A 16,316-nucleotide genomic window follows, 5' to 3' on the forward strand; every position below is an offset into this window, starting at 1 on the left:
CTCTGTATCGAGAGCGGTTCGGTGCTCAGACCTCGGCGAGTGCGCGCCGCGGGGCGGGGGCGGCGACGCGGTGGATGGTCTCCAGGGCGAGCGGGGCGGTCTCGGTCTCGCGCCGCCAGTGCGTCCAGAGCCGGTCGGCGTAGCTGTCGAAGGCGGGCACTGCGATGCCGGTGTTCCGCAGCCGGGCGCGGGTGGTGTCATCGATGAACTCGGCCGGCACCCGGACCTGGGCGGGCGCGAGCGCGGGGATGCCGAGCAGGTCGAGCACGTGGTCGCGGAGCAGCGGGTAGCCGGGTAGCCGGGCCAGCCGGTCGAAGAGGATTCCGCTGCCGGGCAGCGCGATCCCGCGCGGGGCGCCCGCCGCGCGGGCCAGTGCCGCGTACAGCTCGCCGAAGCCCTGCCTGGCCGGGTTCACCAGGTGGAAGGTGCGGCTGTGCTGGCCGGGCCTGCGCACCAGCTCGGCCAGCGCGGCGGCCACGTAGTCGACCGGGACCACATTGGTGGTGCCCCAGTCCGGCAGGATCACCGGCAGCTCGGCGGGGAGCCCGGTGAGCCGGGCGACCGCGGCGAGGAAGGGCGCGGTGCCGCCGCCGCGGTCGATCTCGCCGGTGCGCGAGTCGCCGGTGAGGATGCCGGAGCGGAAGATCCGCCAGTGCACGTCGCGGGCGCGGCGCACCAGCTCCTCGGCGGCGAAGGCGACGCGGTGCGCGGCGCAGGTGAGCGGCTGGCCGATGTCGAAGTCGTCCTCGAAGAAGCGGCCGGGGTGCGCGCCGGCGACGGCGACCGAGGAGAGGTAGTTGAGCGTGGCGCCGAGCCGGGCGGCGGAGGCGAGGGTCCAGCGCAGCTCGGTGACGTGGTTGGCCTGCTCGGCGGCGGCGCTCGCCGGGCCGAGGTGCACGATGTGGTCGATGGCGGGGACGTCGCGCTGCGGCACCCGGACTCCGGCGGGCAGCGCGAGCAGGGTGGCACCGGTGCGGTCGGTCGGCACGTGCACGACGGCGGTGCCGTCGGCGTCGAGTAGTCGCCGCACGACTCGCCCGCGCAGGAACTCGCTGCCGCCGGTGACGATGTAGGAAACCATGACTCCTCCGGGGTCGGCTGGGGGTGTGCGGAGGCGGCGGTGCCTCGGGTGGGTCCCCCGCGCGTTGTGACCCAGGGCATGGTGGAGACCGGCCGGCGTGTGCGGCATCACACGGGGAACGGGGTGTGCGACACCGGCTCCCGGGCAGTTCACGTTCGGGGAACCGAGTGCGGGGGCAACGGCAAGAATTCTGTCTGTCGGGCCCCGCGGATGGAACGTCGTCGTCCCGACTGATAGTCGATGGTAATGGTGAGCCCGCACACGGGGCAATGTGATCTGTTACGCCGGACAGCTCCGGACAGGGGTAATCCCCGAGTGTGACAAGGGATTACGAGAAAGATGTCGATCTCGTGTCAGGAGAGCCTGCGCTCGGCGAACTCGGCGTCCAGTTCGGCGAAGACCGCGGTGTTCAGCGAGAATGCGCGCTGCCCCTCGTCGAGCACCCGCCGCCGCTCCAGGTCGTCGAGGTCGAGTTCGTCCAGCAGGGCGCGGTATTCGCGCTTGAAGGCGGCCGGATTCCGGACGCCCTCGAAGACGTAGAAGCGCACGCCGTCGCCGCGGTGCGGCAGATCCCAGAGCTTCTCGGCGGTCCCGCGGATCACCTGCCCGCCGGAGAGATCGCCGAGGTAGCGGGTGTAGTGGTGGGCGATGTAGCCGGCCGGCCAGTCCCTGGCGCACTCGTCGATGCGGGCCGCGTAGGCGGCGGTCGCCGGGAGCGCGGTGAGGCCGGCGCGCCAGTCCGGCCCGACGAGGTGGGTGAGGTCGCGCTCGAGTTCGGCGGTGCGGGCCAGCTCCGGCTTGATGAACGGGCCGGCGACGGGATCGGCCGCGAGCTCGTCCCAGCGGCCCTCCAGCGCCCGGTACACGAACCACAGCTGGCCGGTGTAGCGCTGGTAGGAGTCGAGGCCGAGCATGCCGCCGAGCATGTCGGCCATGAAGCGGGAGTTCTCCGCCTCGGTGTGCTGCCGCTCGGTGGCGGTACGGATCTGCACGGAGAACGGAACCGTATCCGACATGAGCGGGCCTCCACCTCGACTCGCCGCCCGGCGGCAGCCGGATGACCTGATTGACGTCTCGACTTTACCGGGCGGCCCCGCGTGCCGCAGCAGCGTTGTCCCCCGTTGGCGATGCGCGCCTGCGGCGCAGCGAGATCTTCTGCCGCCGGACGATGGTCGGCCTGCGCAGCGCGCCGAAGCGGCGCAGGATGCGCGGCCTGCGGACGGTCCGGTCGACCCACTCGCCGAGCGTGACGCCCGCGGCCAGCGCGCAGCCGATGCCGATGGCGCCGAAGAGCTGGTTGAAGCCGAGTAGCAGCTGGTCGTTCAGCAGCCCGTACAGCCCCCGGTACAGCGCGAGGCCGGGCAGCAGCGGGGTGATCCCGGCGACCGCGACGACCAGCGGCGGCGTCAGCGCGCGGCGCGCCATGAGGCCGCCCGCCAGCCCGACCACGGTGGCCGCGAAGCCGGAGCCGGTCACCGGGCCGAAGCCGATGTGCCCGGCGATCACGTAACAGATGGTGCCCGCCGCCCCGCTGAACGCCGCCGCGGCCAGCGCGCGCCGCTCCGCGTAGCAGGCCAGCGCGAAGGCGAGCGCCGCGACGGCGCCCGCGACGATCTGCACCGGCAGGTCGGTGAGCGCGCGCGCCGGGCTCATGTCCACCGGCAGCACCGGGGTCGCGATCACCTCGCCGACCCGCAGCGCCAGCGCGATCCCGGCGATGATCGCGCCGGTCATCATGACCACCTCCAGCATCCGCGCCGCCGCCGTGATCGGCGCCCCGGTTATCGCGTCCTGCACCGAGCCGACCAGCGACAACCCGGAGAGCAGCACGGTGATCCCGGCCGCGATGATCAGCGTCGGATCCACCGAGAGGCCGAGCGGCCCCGCCACCGCGGCCAGCCCGACCGCGGGGGCGGCGGCCAGCATCCCGCCCACCATGTGCTGGAAGAAGAAGGGGAGCCCGAACCGGTTCAGCAGCCGGTTGGTCCGGTCGATGACGGCCGTGGTCAGGAAGGCGAGCAGCGCCACGATCGGCCCCGCGCCGAGCAGCGCCGCGATCGATGCCGCCAGCAGCGACCAGCCGAGGGTCGCCGCCCAGCGCTGGTAGGGGTGCGGGGCGGTGGTGATGGCGTCCAGCGCGGCGCGCGCGTCGCCGGGGGAGACGATCTCCGAGCGGATCCGGCGGGTCAGCCGGTCCACCGCGGCGAGCCGGGTGAAGTCGAGCGAGCGGTACCGCACCACCCGCATCATGCTGGCCGGTGGCAGCAGCGAGCCGCGGTCGGCCCAGATTCGGATGCTGTCGTAGGTGACGTCCACGTCCACCTTGGCCAGGCCGTAGGTGGCGGCGATGAACTGCACCTGCGTGGTCGTGTCGATCACGCCGGTGCCGGAGGCGAGCACCACCTCGCCGACCCGGACCGCCAGGTCGAGCACCTCGGTGACCTGGGCGTCGTCGCCGAGGTCGATCGGCTGCAGCGGGGCGGGTGCGGAGACGATGGTGTCGGCGGTCGCCTGCCGGTCCGCGACGAGCAGGCCGACCGCCTGGCTGACCACCGGCGACACCGGGCTGCGTCGGCGCCACGGCGCGCGCCGCGAGCCGTGCTGGATACTCCGGCCGGGCGCACCGCCCGCTGTCTCGTCGGCGCCGACGCCGCGCGAGAGCGCATCCACTGCGGATCCGCCACCGAGGACATCGGCGCGGGGGGCCCGGGCCGCGCCGCGGGCATCGCGGGCGGCTCCGATTCCGGGGAAGATTCCTCGCACCATGCCCGCGAAAGTAGTCACATCACCGCGCGGCTCGCATCCGCCCCTGCGCGGAAATGGCTCCCATCACACCCCGGCCGGTCGGTATCAGCGCAGATCACGCCGTCGAAAGCAGATCATCCCTGCGGCGATCAGAATCGTGGCGATCGCAAGCAACCAGAGCAGCGGTTCGGCGGTGAACTCCCCGCCGGGCAGCTTCGGCGGATGGGTGAACGGCACCAGGTCCATCACCCACTGCGGCAGCGCGTCCAGCGAGCCGACGAAGTAGAGCACGATCATGGCGCTCAGCACCCCCCAGGCGAACGGGGCGAAGCGGGGAAGCGACCCGTAGAGCGCGGTCGCGATCCCGGTGACCACCCAGACCGCGGGCAGCTGCACCGCCGCCGCGGCGACCACGGCGTCGAAGGTGTGCTCGGGGTCGGCGGTCTGCGGCGCGTAGACGAGCCCGATCGCGGCGCTCGCCACGAAGAGCAGCAGGGCGGGGCCGCCGAGGGCGAAGGTCAGGTGCGCGGCGGCGAGCCGGGGTCGGCTCACCGCGCCCGCGAGCGTGGCCTCCATCCGCCCGCTGCTCTCCTCGTCGTGCAGCCGGAGCAGCGCCGAGACCGAGTAGGCGGCGGCGACCGCGGCGAGCAGGGTGAGCGCGTAGGTGACGAAGGAGTCCTCCAGCGCCGACGACCCGCCCATCCGGTCCATGAGGTCGCGGAGCGTGTCGTTGTCGCCGAGCATGTCCCCGACGCTGCCGACCGCGCCGCCGATCAGCAGCCCGTAGAGCGCGAACCCGATCGCCCAGCCGAGCAGCGCGCCGCGCTGCAGACGAGCCGCGAGCCGGAAGGCGCCGGAGAGCGATTTCTTCGCGGCCGGACGGCCCGGCCGCTCCGCGATCAGCCCGGCGCCGGTGTCGCGCCGGTCCAGCAGCGCGTAGGCGAACCCCACCGCGAAGACCGCGACGGTGAGCAGCGGCAGCAGCACCCACCAGCGCTCGCCGGCGTAGGGGCGGATCTGCAGGCACCAGCCGAGCGGGGAGAACCAGGAGAGCACGCCGTTGCCCGCGTCGCCCGCCGCGCGCAGCGCGAAGGCGGTGCCGAGCGCGGCGAAGGCGATGCCGCGGGCCACCCGAGCGCCGGTGCTCGCCTGCGCCGCGACCGCCGCGATCCCGGCCCAGACCAGCCCGGAGGCGGCCAGTGACGTACCCCATGCCACCGAACCGGCGAGCGGCTCGCCGCTGCCGAGCAGCGAGAGCGCGCACACCAGCCCGGCCACCAGCGATCCGCCGCCGGTGAGCAGCAGCGCCGCGGTGAGCCCGGCGAAGCGGCCGATCCCGGTGGCGCCGACCAGCTCCGCGCGCCCGGTCTCCTCCTCGACCCTGGTGTGCCTGACCACGGTGAGCACGGCGGCGATGGCGATGACGGTGTACATCGCCCCCGCCTTCCAGGTGCCGATCGACCCGAGCGACGTCCCGAACACCGGCCCGTACATGGCGAGCAGTGCCGGGCTGGCCGCGGTGGTCGCGGCGAACTGCGCCAGCTGCTCCTGCGACGAGTACAGGTCCTCGACGCTGACCAGCTGGACCGCGGGCATCAGCCCGATCGCCAGCGCCCACAGCGGCGCGACGACCCGATCCCGCCGCAGGGAGAGCAGGAAAAGCCGGCGGGTGCCGGTGAAATCCGCCGCCCGGCGCGGCACGGAAGCGGTTCCCGCCCCGGGGCGATCGGACGCGGACCCCGCGCGGCTCCCCGAATTTCCCGCCTCCCGGCCCGGCGCGCTCATGCCCGGACCTGCTGCCGGTCGGCGGGCTCGGTGCCGTCGGCGCTGTAGTGCCGCAGGAACAGTTCCTCCAGCGTCGGCGGCGCGCTGGTCAGGCTGCGCACCCCGGCGTCGCCGAGCAGCCGGACGACCGCGCCCAGGTGCTCCCCGTCCACCTGCAACTTCAGGATCGGCCCGTCCCGCTGGACGTCGGCGACGCCGGGCAGCGCGGCCACATCACCGGGGTCGCCGGTCAGCTCGGCCGTGATCGAGGTGCGGCTCAGGTGCCGCATGGCGGCCAGCGACCCGGTCTCCACCGTCTTCCCGGCCCGGATGATGGTGACCCGCTCGCACAGCGCCTCCACCTCGGAGAGGATGTGGCTGGAGAGCAGCACCGTGGCACCGCGCGCCCCCGCCTCCCGCACGCACTCCCGGAAGACCTGCTCCATCAGCGGGTCCAGCCCCGAGGTCGGCTCGTCCAGCAGCAGCAGCGGAACGTCGGAGGCGAAGGCCGAGATCAGCGCGACCTTCTGCCGGTTGCCCTTGGAGTAGGTGCGCGCCTTCTTGCGCGGGTCGAAGTCGAAGCGCTCGATCAGCTCCGCCCGCCGCTCCTGGTCGATCCCGCCGCGCAGCCGGGCCAGCAGGTCGATGGTCTCGCCGCCGGAGAGCGACGGCCACAGCGTGACGTCGCCCGGCACGTAGGCCAGCTGCCGGTGCAGCGCCACCGCGTCCCGCCACGGGTCGCGGCCGAGCAGCGCGACCGCGCCGGAGGTCGCCCTGATCAGCCCGAGCAGCACCCGGATGGTGGTCGACTTGCCCGCCCCGTTGGGGCCGAGGAAGCCGTGGATCTCGCCTTCGGCGACGGACAGTTCCAGCCCGTCGAGCGCGGCCACGTGGCCGAAGGTCTTGCGCAAGCCCTTGATGTCGATGACCTCGGACATCACTTCTCCTGTGTGAAGGAATCGAGAACGGTGGGGTCGGTGAGCAGGCCCTGGGTGTACATCTCCAGCGCCGGGACGGTGAGTTCGGACATGAGGTCGCGCAGCGCCTGCCGATCGTCGAGCTCGGGTTCGCGGGCGCGCCGCATGCGCAGGTAGAGCAGGGTGGCGCCCAGGTTGAGAAGCATGAGGTAGCGGGCGCGGGCATGCGGATCGCGGCTCGGTTTGACGATTCCGGCCGCCACCGCCTGCTCGGTGTAGGCGACGGCGTCGTCGACCATGTGGTCGAAGAGCTGGTCCGCCAGCGGCCCGCCGTCCTCCAGGCTGCGCACCAGGTACGCGAAGAGCGGGGCGAACTCGTCCAGCTCGGCGATGGCGGCGAGCATCCCGCCGGCCAGGTCGTCGCCGCTCAGCACGCTCGCCTTGTGCTCGCGGACGAAGCCGAGCACGTGGTCGTCGCAGGCCCGGCGCAATCCCTCCTTGGAGCCGAAATGGTGGTTGACCAGGCCGGGGGAGACCCCGGCGCGGGCCGCGATGGCCCGGACGCCGACCCCGAAGCCGTTGTGCCCGAACTCGGCGACGGCGGCATCGCGGATCCGGGCCGCGGTGCTGAGGTCGGCGCTCTGGTTGAACACTCGTACAGGATATTGAACGCGCGTTTAAACCACAAGGGGTCGAGCGGGGCGACACGATGTTCGTCACGGTTTGCCCGGCATCCAGCGGGCTATCGTCTGAGATATGGAGAGCGGCATGTCGACGACGACCGAGAACCCCGTGATCACGCACCTGCGCGGTGCTCTGGACGGTCCGTGGGGCGCCGTCCGGGAGGAAGCGAGGGCGCTGCTGGCGGACGAGAAGTTCGCCGGTGATCCGACCCTCGATCACAAGGCGGCCCGCGCCCGGGTCCTGGAGCAGATGCGGGAGATCACCAAGCTCGGCATCGCCGACCGTAACTTCCGCAGGGAGAACGGCGGCACCGGCGAGCCGGGCGCCGCCGTGGTCGGGTTGGAGATGCTGGCCTACGCCGACCTCTCGCTCTGGGTGAAGTCCGGCGTGCAGTGGGGGCTCTTCGGCGGCGCGGTGGAGAACCTCGGCACCGAGCGGCACCGCGAGTACGTGCGCAGGCTCATCACGCTCGACCTGCTCGGCTGCTTCGCCATGACCGAGACCGGCCACGGCAGCGACGTGCAGAGCCTGGAGACCACCGCCACCTACGACCCGGCGACCCAGGAGTTCGTGGTGCACTCGCCGACCCCGTCGGCGCGCAAGGACTACATCGGCGGCGCCGCCGAGCACGCCAGCATGGCGGCGGTCTTCGCGCAGCTGATCACCGGCGGCGAGAGCAGGGGCGTGCACTGCTTCCTGGTCCCGATCCGGGACTCCGACGGCAACGACCTGCCCGGCGTCACCACCTCCGACGACGGCCTCAAGGGCGGGCTGCCCGGCGTCGACAACGGCCGGATCGTCTTCGACCAGGTGCGCATCCCGCGGGAGAACCTGCTCAACCGGTACGCCGATGTCGCCCCCGACGGTGCGTACACCTCCGAGATCGAGAACCCGAGCAGGCGCTTCTTCACCACCCTCGGCACCCTGGTGCGCGGCCGGATCAGCGTGGGCGGCGCGGCCGCCGCCGGCGCCAGGGTGGCGCTCAGCATCGCGGTCAAGTACGCGGTGCAGCGCAAGCAGTTCTCCGACCCGGACACCGGGGAGGAGGTCGTGCTCATGGACTACCGGGCGCACCAGCGCAGGCTGTTTCCGCTGATCGCCAAGTCCTACGCGCTCGCCTTCGCGCAGAACGACCTGGTGCGCCGGATGCACCTCATCCAGACCGGGCAGGACCTGGACGCCAGCTCGCAGCGCGCGCTGGAGAAGCGGGCCGCCGGGCTCAAGGTGGCGCAGACCAGGCATGCCACCAGGGCCATCCAGGAGTGCCGCGAGGCCTGCGGCGGCGCAGGCTACCTCACCGAGAACCGGCTGGTGACGCTGAAGGCCGACACCGACGTCTTCACCACCTTCGAGGGCGACAACGTGGTGCTCACCCAGCTCGTCGCCAAGGAGCTGCTCACCGCCTACGCCGACGAGGTGCGCGACCTGGACGCGCTCGGCTGGGTGCGGTTCGTCGCGACCACCGCGGGCGACGTCGTGCGCAAGCGCTCCGGCGTGCGCCAGCTCATCCAGACACTGCGCGACCGCGGCGACGACGCGGTGGACGAGGGCGACCTCTCCCGCCGCTCCACCCAGCTCGCGCTCTTCGCCGACCGCGAGGACTACCTGGTGCGCACCGCCGCGCACCGGCTCCGCGCCAGGGCGCAGGAGACCGGCCCCTTCGAGGCCTTCAACAACGCCCAGGACCACATCCTGACCGCGGGCACCGCGCACATCGACCGGCTGATCCTGGAGACGTTCATCGAGGGCATCGCCGACATCGAGGACCCGGATGCCCGAACCCTCGCCGAGACCGTCTGCGACCTCTTCGTCTTCTCCACCCTGGAGGAGAACGCGGACTGGTACATCATGCACCGCTTCATGTCCGTGGAGCGGGCCAAGGCGGTGCGCCGCGGCGTCAACGAGCTGGTCGACCGGCTGCGCCCGGACGCCCTCACCCTGGTCGACGCCATGGGCGTTCCGGACTCCATGCTCCGCGCCGCCCTGCTCAGCGACGCCAGCGTCTACGACCGCAGCCGCTGACCCCCGCGCGCCGGGCCTTTCGCCGGAGGTGCGGCCCGCGGGTCAGGTGGCGACGGTGAGGACCGCTGTCACGACGAACCAGAGGACCCAGACGAAGGCGACGAACATGCCGATGGCGAGGCCGGTGCGCATGACCGCCTGGCCGAAGTCGATGTCGTCGTGCTTGCGCGGGTACAGCTTCCACGGGCTGTACCAGGGGGTCTCGACGGCGAGCAGCGGAAGCCGGGTGTCGGTGCCCGCCGCCTGCTCGGCGGCGTAGGCCTCGGCCTGCGCCTGGTTCGGCCCGCCGTGCCAGAGCGTGATGTCGATCGGCCCGAGGAACCCCTCGTTGAGCAGCTCCTGCGGGGCAGGCAGGTAGGGCAGGATGCCGAGGCCGCGGAAGGCGACGGCGATGTCGTTCGCCGTCCACAGGTGCTTCTCCTGCACCGCGAGCGTCTGGAAGTAGTGCCGCAGCCGCTCCGGGTCGTCACCGAGGATGACGTCGAAACTCGGATCGCTCCAGCCCTGTTCGACCGAGACGTCGGCACCGCGCACCGGCACGATCAGCGCCAGCCCGTGCACCACCCGCTGCCCGAGCCCGCGCGCGGAGAGCCAGTCCTGCAGCGCGAAGGTGTGCTCGCGGGAGCGCTCCAGCGGGGTGCGCCGATCCCGGCTCTCCACGGCGGCCGGCTCGCCGTCGATGGTCCACGGCCCGTTCAGCGGAATGCGGAGCACGCCGTCCTGGCGCGCGGCGAGCGCCTCGGCCTCGATGATCACGCAGCTGGTCGGCGTCCAGATCACCGCGTCCAGCGGGAAGAGCCGATTGGTGTGGAACAGGCTGACATTGAGCGTGGCGACGCCGTGCGGGCTGCGCGGGTCCTTCCAGGTGCGCAACCAGTCGAGCAGGGCGCGTTCGGCATTGCTGCCCCCGGAGTTCTGCATGCGGACGAGCATTCGAGAGAACCGCCCTTCGCGTCGAAAGTGACGTGTTCGAAATTACCGGGGCTCCTCCGCCGCGACAACGCCGGAGCGGATGGCCGAGGTCAGCTCGGCGTGATCGGCCTCGGTGCGGTCGGCGTAGCGGACCGCGAAATTCTCCACGGCGGCGTCGAATTCCGCCTCGTCGCCGAGGTATCCGGCGAGCAGCCGCGGGTCGAGCGAGCGGGTGTGCGCCCTGGCCAGCAGCGCGCCGGCGAGCCTGCCGTAGTCGTCCAGATCCTGGCTGGTGAGCCCGGCCGGGTCGATGCTGCCCTTCTGGTTGCGGAACTGCCGCACGATGAAGGGCAGCTCGGTGCCGGTCCCGTCCGGGTCGAACGAGGTCCAGCCGAGCAGGATGTCGGTGTCGACCTGAACCAGCCTGGCGCCCTGCACGATCCGCTCGCCGTCGTGCGCGGGCGGCGTGCCGGGCAGGAAGGGCGCGAGCGAGGACGGGATGGCCTGCTTCACCTGCAGCACCAGCGATTCGCGTCCGTTGCCGTGCAGCAGCGCCACGTAGGTGCGCAGCCCGACGCTGCCGGTGCCGACGATCCGGAGCGCCACGTCGGAGAGCGCGAAGCGGGAGAGCAGGGTGCGCCGCGATTCGCGCAGCGAGGCGCCGTACCGCTCCAGCCCGCCGAGCACCGCCTCGCGCACGCTCTCCTCGACCCGGGTGAGCAGCGGCGGGTCGCTGACGAAGCGGTGCCTGCGCAGCCCCTCGCCGTGCTCGTCGCGCTCCTCCACCCACTTGGCGACCACCTTGGCGCTGGTGTTCTTGCGCGCCTTCTTCGCGGCCTTCTCGAAGTCGTCGATGAGCCCGTGCGCCTGCGCCCGCTCCAGCACCGACTCGTCCGGCAGCGCGGACCAGGACTGCATGAACGGCAGCTCGGCCAGCTCGGCGGCGGCCCTGCGGTAGGAGCGCGCGGCGTCGCGGGCGGCGGTGCGGCAGTCGTCCTCGCCTGCCCCGGCCACCCGCCCGGCCAGCACCAGGCTGGCGGCGAGCCGCTCCAGGTCCCACTCCCATGGCCCCGCGACGGTCTCGTCGAAGTCGTTGATGTCCATGATGATCTCGCCGGAGGCGCTGCCGTAGAGCCCGAAGTTGGCGGCGTGCGCGTCGCCGCAGAGCTGCGCGGTGAGCCCGCTCTCCGGGCCGCCGGCCAGATCGGCGGCCATCAGCCCGGCGGCGCCGCGGTAGAAGCTGAACGGCGATGCCGCCATCCGCCCCATCCGCAGCGGGATCAGGTGGGGCAGCCGCCCGCGGTTGCTGGCCGCGATGAAGTCGAGCACCGCCGGGCGGTGCGCGCCCTCGGCCGCCCGGTCCCGCGCGCCGAGCGGCGTGCGCTGTCGCAGCGCGCGGCCGCGTTCGCGCATCTCCGCGGCGGGGGAGTACCTGCGCAGGTCGAGCAGCTCATCGGACACGAAGGAATACGCTAGCCGGTTGCCGGGCTCCCGGCGGGGCGCGGCGCGATGCTCGCCCGGAACGTCCGGTTCGGACCACGGCGCCGAGATGATCTTCGGCACATTCCCGCGAGCCCGCGGCGCCGAAACACCGGCCCGGCCGTGGCGCGGCGGCGATGCGTGCGGTAAGCACGGGGCGTGACGAGCGACCGGATACTCACCGTGCCCAACGTGCTGAGTGTGCTGCGCCTGGTCGGCGTCCCGGTATTCCTCTGGCTGCTGCTGGTGGAGCGCGCCGACGGCTGGGCCTTCGCGCTGCTGCTCGCCAGCGGCTTCACCGACTTCCTCGACGGCAAGCTGGCCCGGCTGCTCGACCAGTCCTCGAAGCTCGGCGCGCTGCTCGACCCGTTCGTCGACCGGCTCTTCCTGGTCACCACGCTGGCCGCCTTCGTCCTGCGCGACCTGCTTCCGCTCTGGGTGGCGCTGATCCTCGTCGGCCGGGATCTGATCCTGACCGCGACGCTGCCGATCTACCGGCGCCGCGAGCTGCCCCCGCCCGAGGTGATCTACCTGGGCAAGGCGGCCACCTTCGCGCTGATGTCGGCGCTGCCCTGGCTGCTCGCGGGGGAGATGGACTGGCCCGCCGACGGTTTCGGACGGGCCTTCGGCGGGGCACTGTTGATCTGGGGCACGGCCGTGTACGTCTGGACCGGCCTGCTCTACCTCGGGAAGGCCGCCGCGGTGGCGCGGGCGATCCCGCCGGTCGCCGGTGCCGGTCCTCGCATAGAGTTGCCCCGACGTTCACGACGAAAGGACGGCCCGTGACCCTGACTCCGGAGGACCTGCGGTACACCGAGGAGCACGAGTGGGTGCGCAGGGTCGGCCCGGCGCGGGTCCGGGTCGGCATCACCGACTACGCCCAGTCACAACTGGGTGACGTCGTGTTCGTGCAGTTGCCCGAGGTCGACAAGGAGGTCGCCGCGGGTGACGGCATCGCGGAGGTGGAGTCGACCAAGAGCGTCTCCGACATCTACGCCCCGCTGGCCGCGAGAATCGTTGCGGTGAACGAGGATCTGGGGTCGGCGCCGGAGGCGCTGAACAGCGACCCGTACGACGCCGGGTGGCTCTTCGAGCTGGAGGTCGCCGACGCGGACGGCCTCGGGAAAACGCTCGACGAACTGCTCGACGCGGAGGGTTATCGAGGAGTTATCGGGGGCTGATCCAGCCTTCCCGGTTCTCCCTGCACAGCGACACCCTGGCAGGGTACGGTCGATGCCAACGCCATCGGCCGTCGCCGAATGCGGAATCCGGCGTCGCGACACGCTCGTGTCGGACATGGCTTCACCTGCTTGCATGGATAATCAGGTTCGAGGAGGAGAGAAACGGTGAGCGAGAACAATGACCCGGGTTACGGGGAGAGCGCGGCTGAGACCACGTCGGTCTTCCGCGCGGATTTCCTGAACGAGGTCGAGGCGTCGCGCTCCGCAGAGCCGACCGGCGAACAGCCGGTGCAGGGGGTCGAGGGGCTGCCCGTCGGGGCCGCCCTCCTGGTCGTCAAGCGGGGTCCCAACGCGGGTTCGCGGTTCCTGCTGGACCAGCCGACCACGTCGGCGGGCCGCCATCCGGACAGCGACATCTTCCTCGACGACGTCACCGTGAGCCGTCGGCACGCCGAGTTCCGGCAGGACGACGATTCCTTCCAGGTGGTCGACGTCGGCAGCCTGAACGGCACCTACGTCAACCGGGAGCCGGTCGACTCCTCGGAGCTGCAGAACGGCGACGAGGTACAGATCGGCAAGTTCCGTCTGGTCTTCCTCACCGGGCCGCGCGCCTCGGTGAACGAGTCGTCGACGGGCGCGGGCAGCCTGTGAGATCGGCGGCGCCGGGGCAGGGCGGTGGTGCACCGCCCTGGCTCCGGCGCCGCACACGGTTCCGGACGGAAAGGGACGGATTGCGGTGACCGGGGCGGCGCAGTGGGCACGCGGAGGAATGTCGATCGGCTCCGTGCTGGATCTGCTGCGCCCCGATTTCCCGGACATCACCATCTCCAAGATCCGCTTCCTGGAATCCGAGGGGCTCATCCGCCCCGAACGCACGCCGTCCGGGTACCGCCGCTTCTCGGTGGCCGACTGTGAACGGCTGCGCTTCGTGCTCACCGCGCAGCGGGACCAATACCTCCCGCTCAAGGTGATCAAGGAGCAGCTGGAGGCGATCGACAGCGGCGCCGCGACGCTCGGCGTGCGGGAAGCGCGCGCGCGGGCGGCTGCGCCGGAGCGTCCGGCCGATCGCGCGCCGCGCGGTCCGGCGAGCGTGCCGCCGCCGCGCCGGCTCGGTGTCGTTCCGGGGGAGATCAGCGCGGACGAGCTGCGAGTGGACCACCAGATTCGGGTGACGAGAGCCGACCTGTGCGCCCAGGCCGAGATCACCGATGCCTTCCTCAACGACCTGATCCGTGCCGGGCTGATCACGCCGGGCGCGGCCGGCTTCTTCGACGGCGACGCCGTCACCCTGGCCAGGGTCGCGCGGGCGATGGCCGAGTTCGGCCTGGAGGCCAGACACCTGCGCGCCTTCAAGCTGGCCGCCGATCGGGAGGCCGCGCTGGTGGCCCAGATCGTCGCGCCGATCGCCAAGAACCGGGACGCGGGCGCACGGGCGCGCGCCGACGAGACCGTGCGCGAACTGGCCGCGCTCTCGCTCACCCTGCATGCCTGCCTGGTGAAGGCCGGCGTGCGCGCACTCGGCAGCTGACCGCCCCGCGGCACCCCGGTCTTGCTGGGGCAACGCTCTTCCGGCGCGCCGCGCGCCGGATCCGGGCCATCGCGGTGCCGCTCGGAATTCGCTTAGACTCGTGGTGCGGCGAGCTCCGCGGCGTCATGCCGGTTGGCCGGCGAGGTATGGGAGGCAGTGCGATGAGCGAAATGCGCGTGATCGGCATCCGTGTGGAGCAGCCACAGAACCAGCCCGTGCTGCTGCTCCGCGAGGTCTCCGGCGACCGGTACCTGCCGATCTGGATCGGGCAGGCCGAGGCCACCGCGATCGTGCTGGAGCAGGAGGGCGTGACGCCGATCCGGCCGCTCACCCACGACCTGATCAAGCTCATCGTCACCGAGCTCGGGCATACCCTCAAGGAGGTCCGCATCGTCGACCTGCAGGAGGGCACCTTCTACGCCGACCTGGTCTTCGACAACGACAAGCGGATCTCGGCCCGCCCGTCGGACTCGGTGGCCATCGCGCTGCGCGTCGGCTGCCCCATCTACGCCGAGGAGCCGGTGCTGGCGGAGGCCGGGCTGGTGATGCCGGACGAGCGCGAGGACGAGGTCGAGAAATTCAAGGAATTCCTCGAGTCGGTTTCGCCCGATGATTTCAAGGCCACCGACAGCTGAGCCGGAAAATGTCTTGACCTGAAGTACAGGTCTAGACATTGACCGCGCGTCGCGTTTGGTTCGACGATGCCCTTCGACCGAGAATCTAAACAGAAAGAGTAATCTCGAAAGTTGGACCGGGACCCCAGGTGCGGGGAACCGGTGGTGACAAAGCCGGACGGTGACCAGTGCCGTGAGGTGAGCGCGGCCCGGTGCCGAGATGCATCGGGTGCGCGCCGGTCGGGTGCGGCGTCGCGTAGCAAGGGAGTGGTCAATGGCAGAGGAATCGCAGGACGCAGTACAGCCAGGCCTGTTTCCCGACGACACGGTGCCCGACGAGCTCGTCGGTTACCGCGTGCCCAGTGCCTGCCAGGTGGCCGGCATCACCTATCGGCAGCTCGATTACTGGGCCAGAACCGGCCTGGTGGTGCCGTCCGTCCGCGGTGCGGCGGGCTCGGGGAGTCAGCGTCTCTATTCGTTCAAGGACATCCTGGTCCTGAAGATCGTGAAACGACTGCTGGACGCCGGTATTTCCTTACAGAACATCCGGATCGCCGTCGATCATCTGCGCAGCAGGGGGGTGCGGGATCTGGCCGGGATCACGTTGTTCTCGGACGGGACGTCGGTCTACGAATGCACGTCGGCCGAGGAGGTCGTCGATCTACTGCAGGGCGGGCAGGGCGTCTTCGGCATCGCGGTGAGCGGCGCCATGCGGGAACTCTCCGGGGTGATCGCCAACTTCCCGGCGGAGCGGGCAACCTCGGCCACCGACCGGCCGGAGGACGAGCTGGCGTACCGGCGCAAGGCGAAATTGAACCGCAAGACCGGCTGATCGCGGGGGACGCGCGGCGCCGGCCCGGGAGGGCCGGCCGGTGCCGCGTCGGCGGGCGGTGCGGATCGGCAGGACAGAGGGGGGACGTGAGCCAGGGGGACGTGATGGGGGTGGCGGAGGTCGTCGGCCGGATCGGCGAGATCGACGCCTTTCCCACGGTGGACGAGCTCTACGCCTTCGCCGACCGGCTTGCCGCCGCGCACCCGGACCGGGTCCGGATCAGCGAGCTCGGCCGCTCCCGCGGCGGTGACCCGATCCGCGCGGTCCGCGTGGGGTCGGGCGGGCACAACATCCTGGTCTTCGGCAATCCGCACCCGAACGAGCCGATCGGGCTCGCCACCATCAGGCACCTGCTCGGCAGGCTGGCCGCTCCCGAATCCGACTGCCTCGGCGCCACCTGGCACTTCGTGCTCTGCGTCGATCCGGACGGCACCCGGCTGAACGAGGAGTGGTACGCCGGGCCGCTCACCCGCACCGCGGTCGCCAGGCACTTCTACCGCCCGCCCGCCGCCGAGCAGCCCGAGTGGTGCTTCCCGACCACCTGGCGCGGGGCCCCC

Annotated in this window: 16 protein-coding genes; 8 read left to right on the forward strand and 8 right to left on the reverse strand. The window is 71.8% G+C overall.

Going from position 1 to position 16,316, the window contains the following annotated elements; all coding sequences use genetic code 11:
* Positions 1-25: 25 nt before the first annotated feature.
* The 6 genes from ACFO0B_RS23260 to ACFO0B_RS23285 all read right to left on the reverse strand — a co-directional run bounded on the left by ACFO0B_RS23260 (position 26) and on the right by ACFO0B_RS23285 (position 7,160).
* Complete coding sequence (locus ACFO0B_RS23260; RefSeq protein WP_378614685.1) at positions 26-1,081, reverse strand: SDR family oxidoreductase; 1,056 nt, start codon at positions 1,079-1,081, stop codon at positions 26-28.
* A gap of 353 nt (positions 1,082-1,434) precedes the next feature.
* Positions 1,435-2,097, reverse strand: a complete 663-nt coding sequence (locus ACFO0B_RS23265; protein ID WP_378614686.1) for a biliverdin-producing heme oxygenase — start codon at positions 2,095-2,097, stop codon at positions 1,435-1,437.
* A gap of 64 nt (positions 2,098-2,161) precedes the next feature.
* Positions 2,162-3,643, reverse strand: coding sequence for a threonine/serine exporter family protein (locus ACFO0B_RS23270; protein ID WP_378615277.1), 1,482 nt, complete (start codon positions 3,641-3,643; stop codon positions 2,162-2,164).
* Between the two features lie 288 nt (positions 3,644-3,931).
* Positions 3,932-5,611, reverse strand: a complete 1,680-nt coding sequence (locus tag ACFO0B_RS23275; protein WP_378614687.1) for an ABC transporter permease — start codon at positions 5,609-5,611, stop codon at positions 3,932-3,934.
* The gene (locus ACFO0B_RS23280; protein ID WP_378614688.1) at positions 5,608-6,528 is read right to left on the reverse strand and encodes an ABC transporter ATP-binding protein; all 921 of its coding nucleotides are present in this window, start codon (positions 6,526-6,528) and stop codon (positions 5,608-5,610) included. The genes ACFO0B_RS23275 and ACFO0B_RS23280 overlap by 4 nt, the downstream gene beginning before the upstream one ends.
* On the reverse strand, positions 6,528-7,160 hold the full coding sequence (locus ACFO0B_RS23285) for a TetR/AcrR family transcriptional regulator (protein ID WP_378614689.1): 633 nt from the start codon (positions 7,158-7,160) through the stop codon (positions 6,528-6,530). The genes ACFO0B_RS23280 and ACFO0B_RS23285 overlap by 1 nt, the downstream gene beginning before the upstream one ends.
* 115 nt (positions 7,161-7,275) lie before the next feature.
* Between ACFO0B_RS23285 and ACFO0B_RS23290 the strand changes: the two genes are divergently transcribed.
* Complete coding sequence (locus tag ACFO0B_RS23290) at positions 7,276-9,213, forward strand: acyl-CoA dehydrogenase family protein (RefSeq protein ID WP_378614690.1); 1,938 nt, start codon at positions 7,276-7,278, stop codon at positions 9,211-9,213.
* Between the two features lie 42 nt (positions 9,214-9,255).
* Here ACFO0B_RS23290 and ACFO0B_RS23295 read toward each other — a convergent pair whose 3' ends face one another.
* Positions 9,256-10,134: a nuclease-related domain-containing protein gene (locus tag ACFO0B_RS23295; RefSeq protein ID WP_378614691.1), complete on the reverse strand. Its 879-nt coding sequence runs from the start codon at positions 10,132-10,134 to the stop codon at positions 9,256-9,258.
* A gap of 54 nt (positions 10,135-10,188) precedes the next feature.
* Positions 10,189-11,538, reverse strand: a complete 1,350-nt coding sequence (locus tag ACFO0B_RS23300) for a DUF2252 domain-containing protein (RefSeq protein ID WP_378615279.1) — start codon at positions 11,536-11,538, stop codon at positions 10,189-10,191.
* A 225-nt stretch (positions 11,539-11,763) separates the two neighbouring features.
* Between ACFO0B_RS23300 and ACFO0B_RS23305 the strand changes: the two genes are divergently transcribed.
* From ACFO0B_RS23305 to ACFO0B_RS23335, 7 genes are all read left to right on the forward strand, one after another.
* Complete coding sequence (locus ACFO0B_RS23305; protein ID WP_378614692.1) at positions 11,764-12,390, forward strand: CDP-alcohol phosphatidyltransferase family protein; 627 nt, start codon at positions 11,764-11,766, stop codon at positions 12,388-12,390.
* Positions 12,387-12,785 carry a glycine cleavage system protein GcvH gene (gene gcvH, locus ACFO0B_RS23310; protein ID WP_378614693.1) on the forward strand — a complete coding sequence of 133 codons (399 nt, stop codon included), beginning with the start codon at positions 12,387-12,389 and terminating at the stop codon, positions 12,783-12,785. The genes ACFO0B_RS23305 and gcvH overlap by 4 nt, the downstream gene beginning before the upstream one ends.
* Before the next feature lie 165 nt (positions 12,786-12,950).
* A complete protein-coding gene (gene odhI, locus ACFO0B_RS23315) occupies positions 12,951-13,436 on the forward strand; it encodes an oxoglutarate dehydrogenase inhibitor Odhl (RefSeq protein WP_378614694.1) in 486 nt (161 codons plus the stop codon).
* 118 nt (positions 13,437-13,554) lie between these two features.
* Entirely contained in the window at positions 13,555-14,313 is a 759-nt protein-coding gene (gene ftsR / locus ACFO0B_RS23320) for a transcriptional regulator FtsR (RefSeq protein WP_378614695.1), read from the forward strand.
* A 161-nt stretch (positions 14,314-14,474) separates the two neighbouring features.
* On the forward strand, positions 14,475-14,948 hold the full coding sequence (locus tag ACFO0B_RS23325) for a bifunctional nuclease family protein (protein ID WP_378614697.1): 474 nt from the start codon (positions 14,475-14,477) through the stop codon (positions 14,946-14,948).
* A 253-nt stretch (positions 14,949-15,201) separates the two neighbouring features.
* Entirely contained in the window at positions 15,202-15,759 is a 558-nt protein-coding gene (locus ACFO0B_RS23330; RefSeq protein WP_269821826.1) for a MerR family transcriptional regulator, read from the forward strand.
* An 86-nt stretch (positions 15,760-15,845) separates the two neighbouring features.
* Positions 15,846-16,316, forward strand: a 471-nt coding sequence (locus ACFO0B_RS23335; protein ID WP_378614698.1) for a M14 family zinc carboxypeptidase, incomplete at its 3' end; no start/stop codon positions are given.

It is taken from the genome of Nocardia jiangsuensis, assembly GCF_042650385.1.
Classification (GTDB): Bacteria; Actinomycetota; Actinomycetes; order Mycobacteriales; family Mycobacteriaceae; genus Nocardia; species Nocardia jiangsuensis.

Excerpts from the sequence above, each read along its gene's own strand:
- ACFO0B_RS23260 (WP_378614685.1), bottom strand. The coding sequence starts at position 1,081 with ATGGTTTCCTACATCGTCACCGGCGGCAGCGAGTTCCTGCGCGGGCGA.
- ACFO0B_RS23265 (WP_378614686.1), bottom strand. The coding sequence starts at position 2,097 with ATGTCGGATACGGTTCCGTTCTCCGTGCAGATCCGTACCGCCACCGAG.
- ACFO0B_RS23275 (WP_378614687.1), bottom strand. The coding sequence starts at position 5,611 with ATGAGCGCGCCGGGCCGGGAGGCGGGAAATTCGGGGAGCCGCGCGGGG.
- ACFO0B_RS23280 (WP_378614688.1), bottom strand. The coding sequence starts at position 6,528 with ATGTCCGAGGTCATCGACATCAAGGGCTTGCGCAAGACCTTCGGCCAC.
- ACFO0B_RS23290 (WP_378614690.1), top strand. The coding sequence starts at position 7,276 with ATGTCGACGACGACCGAGAACCCCGTGATCACGCACCTGCGCGGTGCT.
- ACFO0B_RS23295 (WP_378614691.1), bottom strand. The coding sequence starts at position 10,134 with ATGCAGAACTCCGGGGGCAGCAATGCCGAACGCGCCCTGCTCGACTGG.
- ACFO0B_RS23300 (WP_378615279.1), bottom strand. The coding sequence starts at position 11,538 with ATGCGCGAACGCGGCCGCGCGCTGCGACAGCGCACGCCGCTCGGCGCG.
- ftsR (WP_378614695.1), top strand. The coding sequence starts at position 13,555 with ATGTCGATCGGCTCCGTGCTGGATCTGCTGCGCCCCGATTTCCCGGAC.
- ACFO0B_RS23325 (WP_378614697.1), top strand. The coding sequence starts at position 14,475 with ATGAGCGAAATGCGCGTGATCGGCATCCGTGTGGAGCAGCCACAGAAC.
- ACFO0B_RS23330 (WP_269821826.1), top strand. The coding sequence starts at position 15,202 with ATGGCAGAGGAATCGCAGGACGCAGTACAGCCAGGCCTGTTTCCCGAC.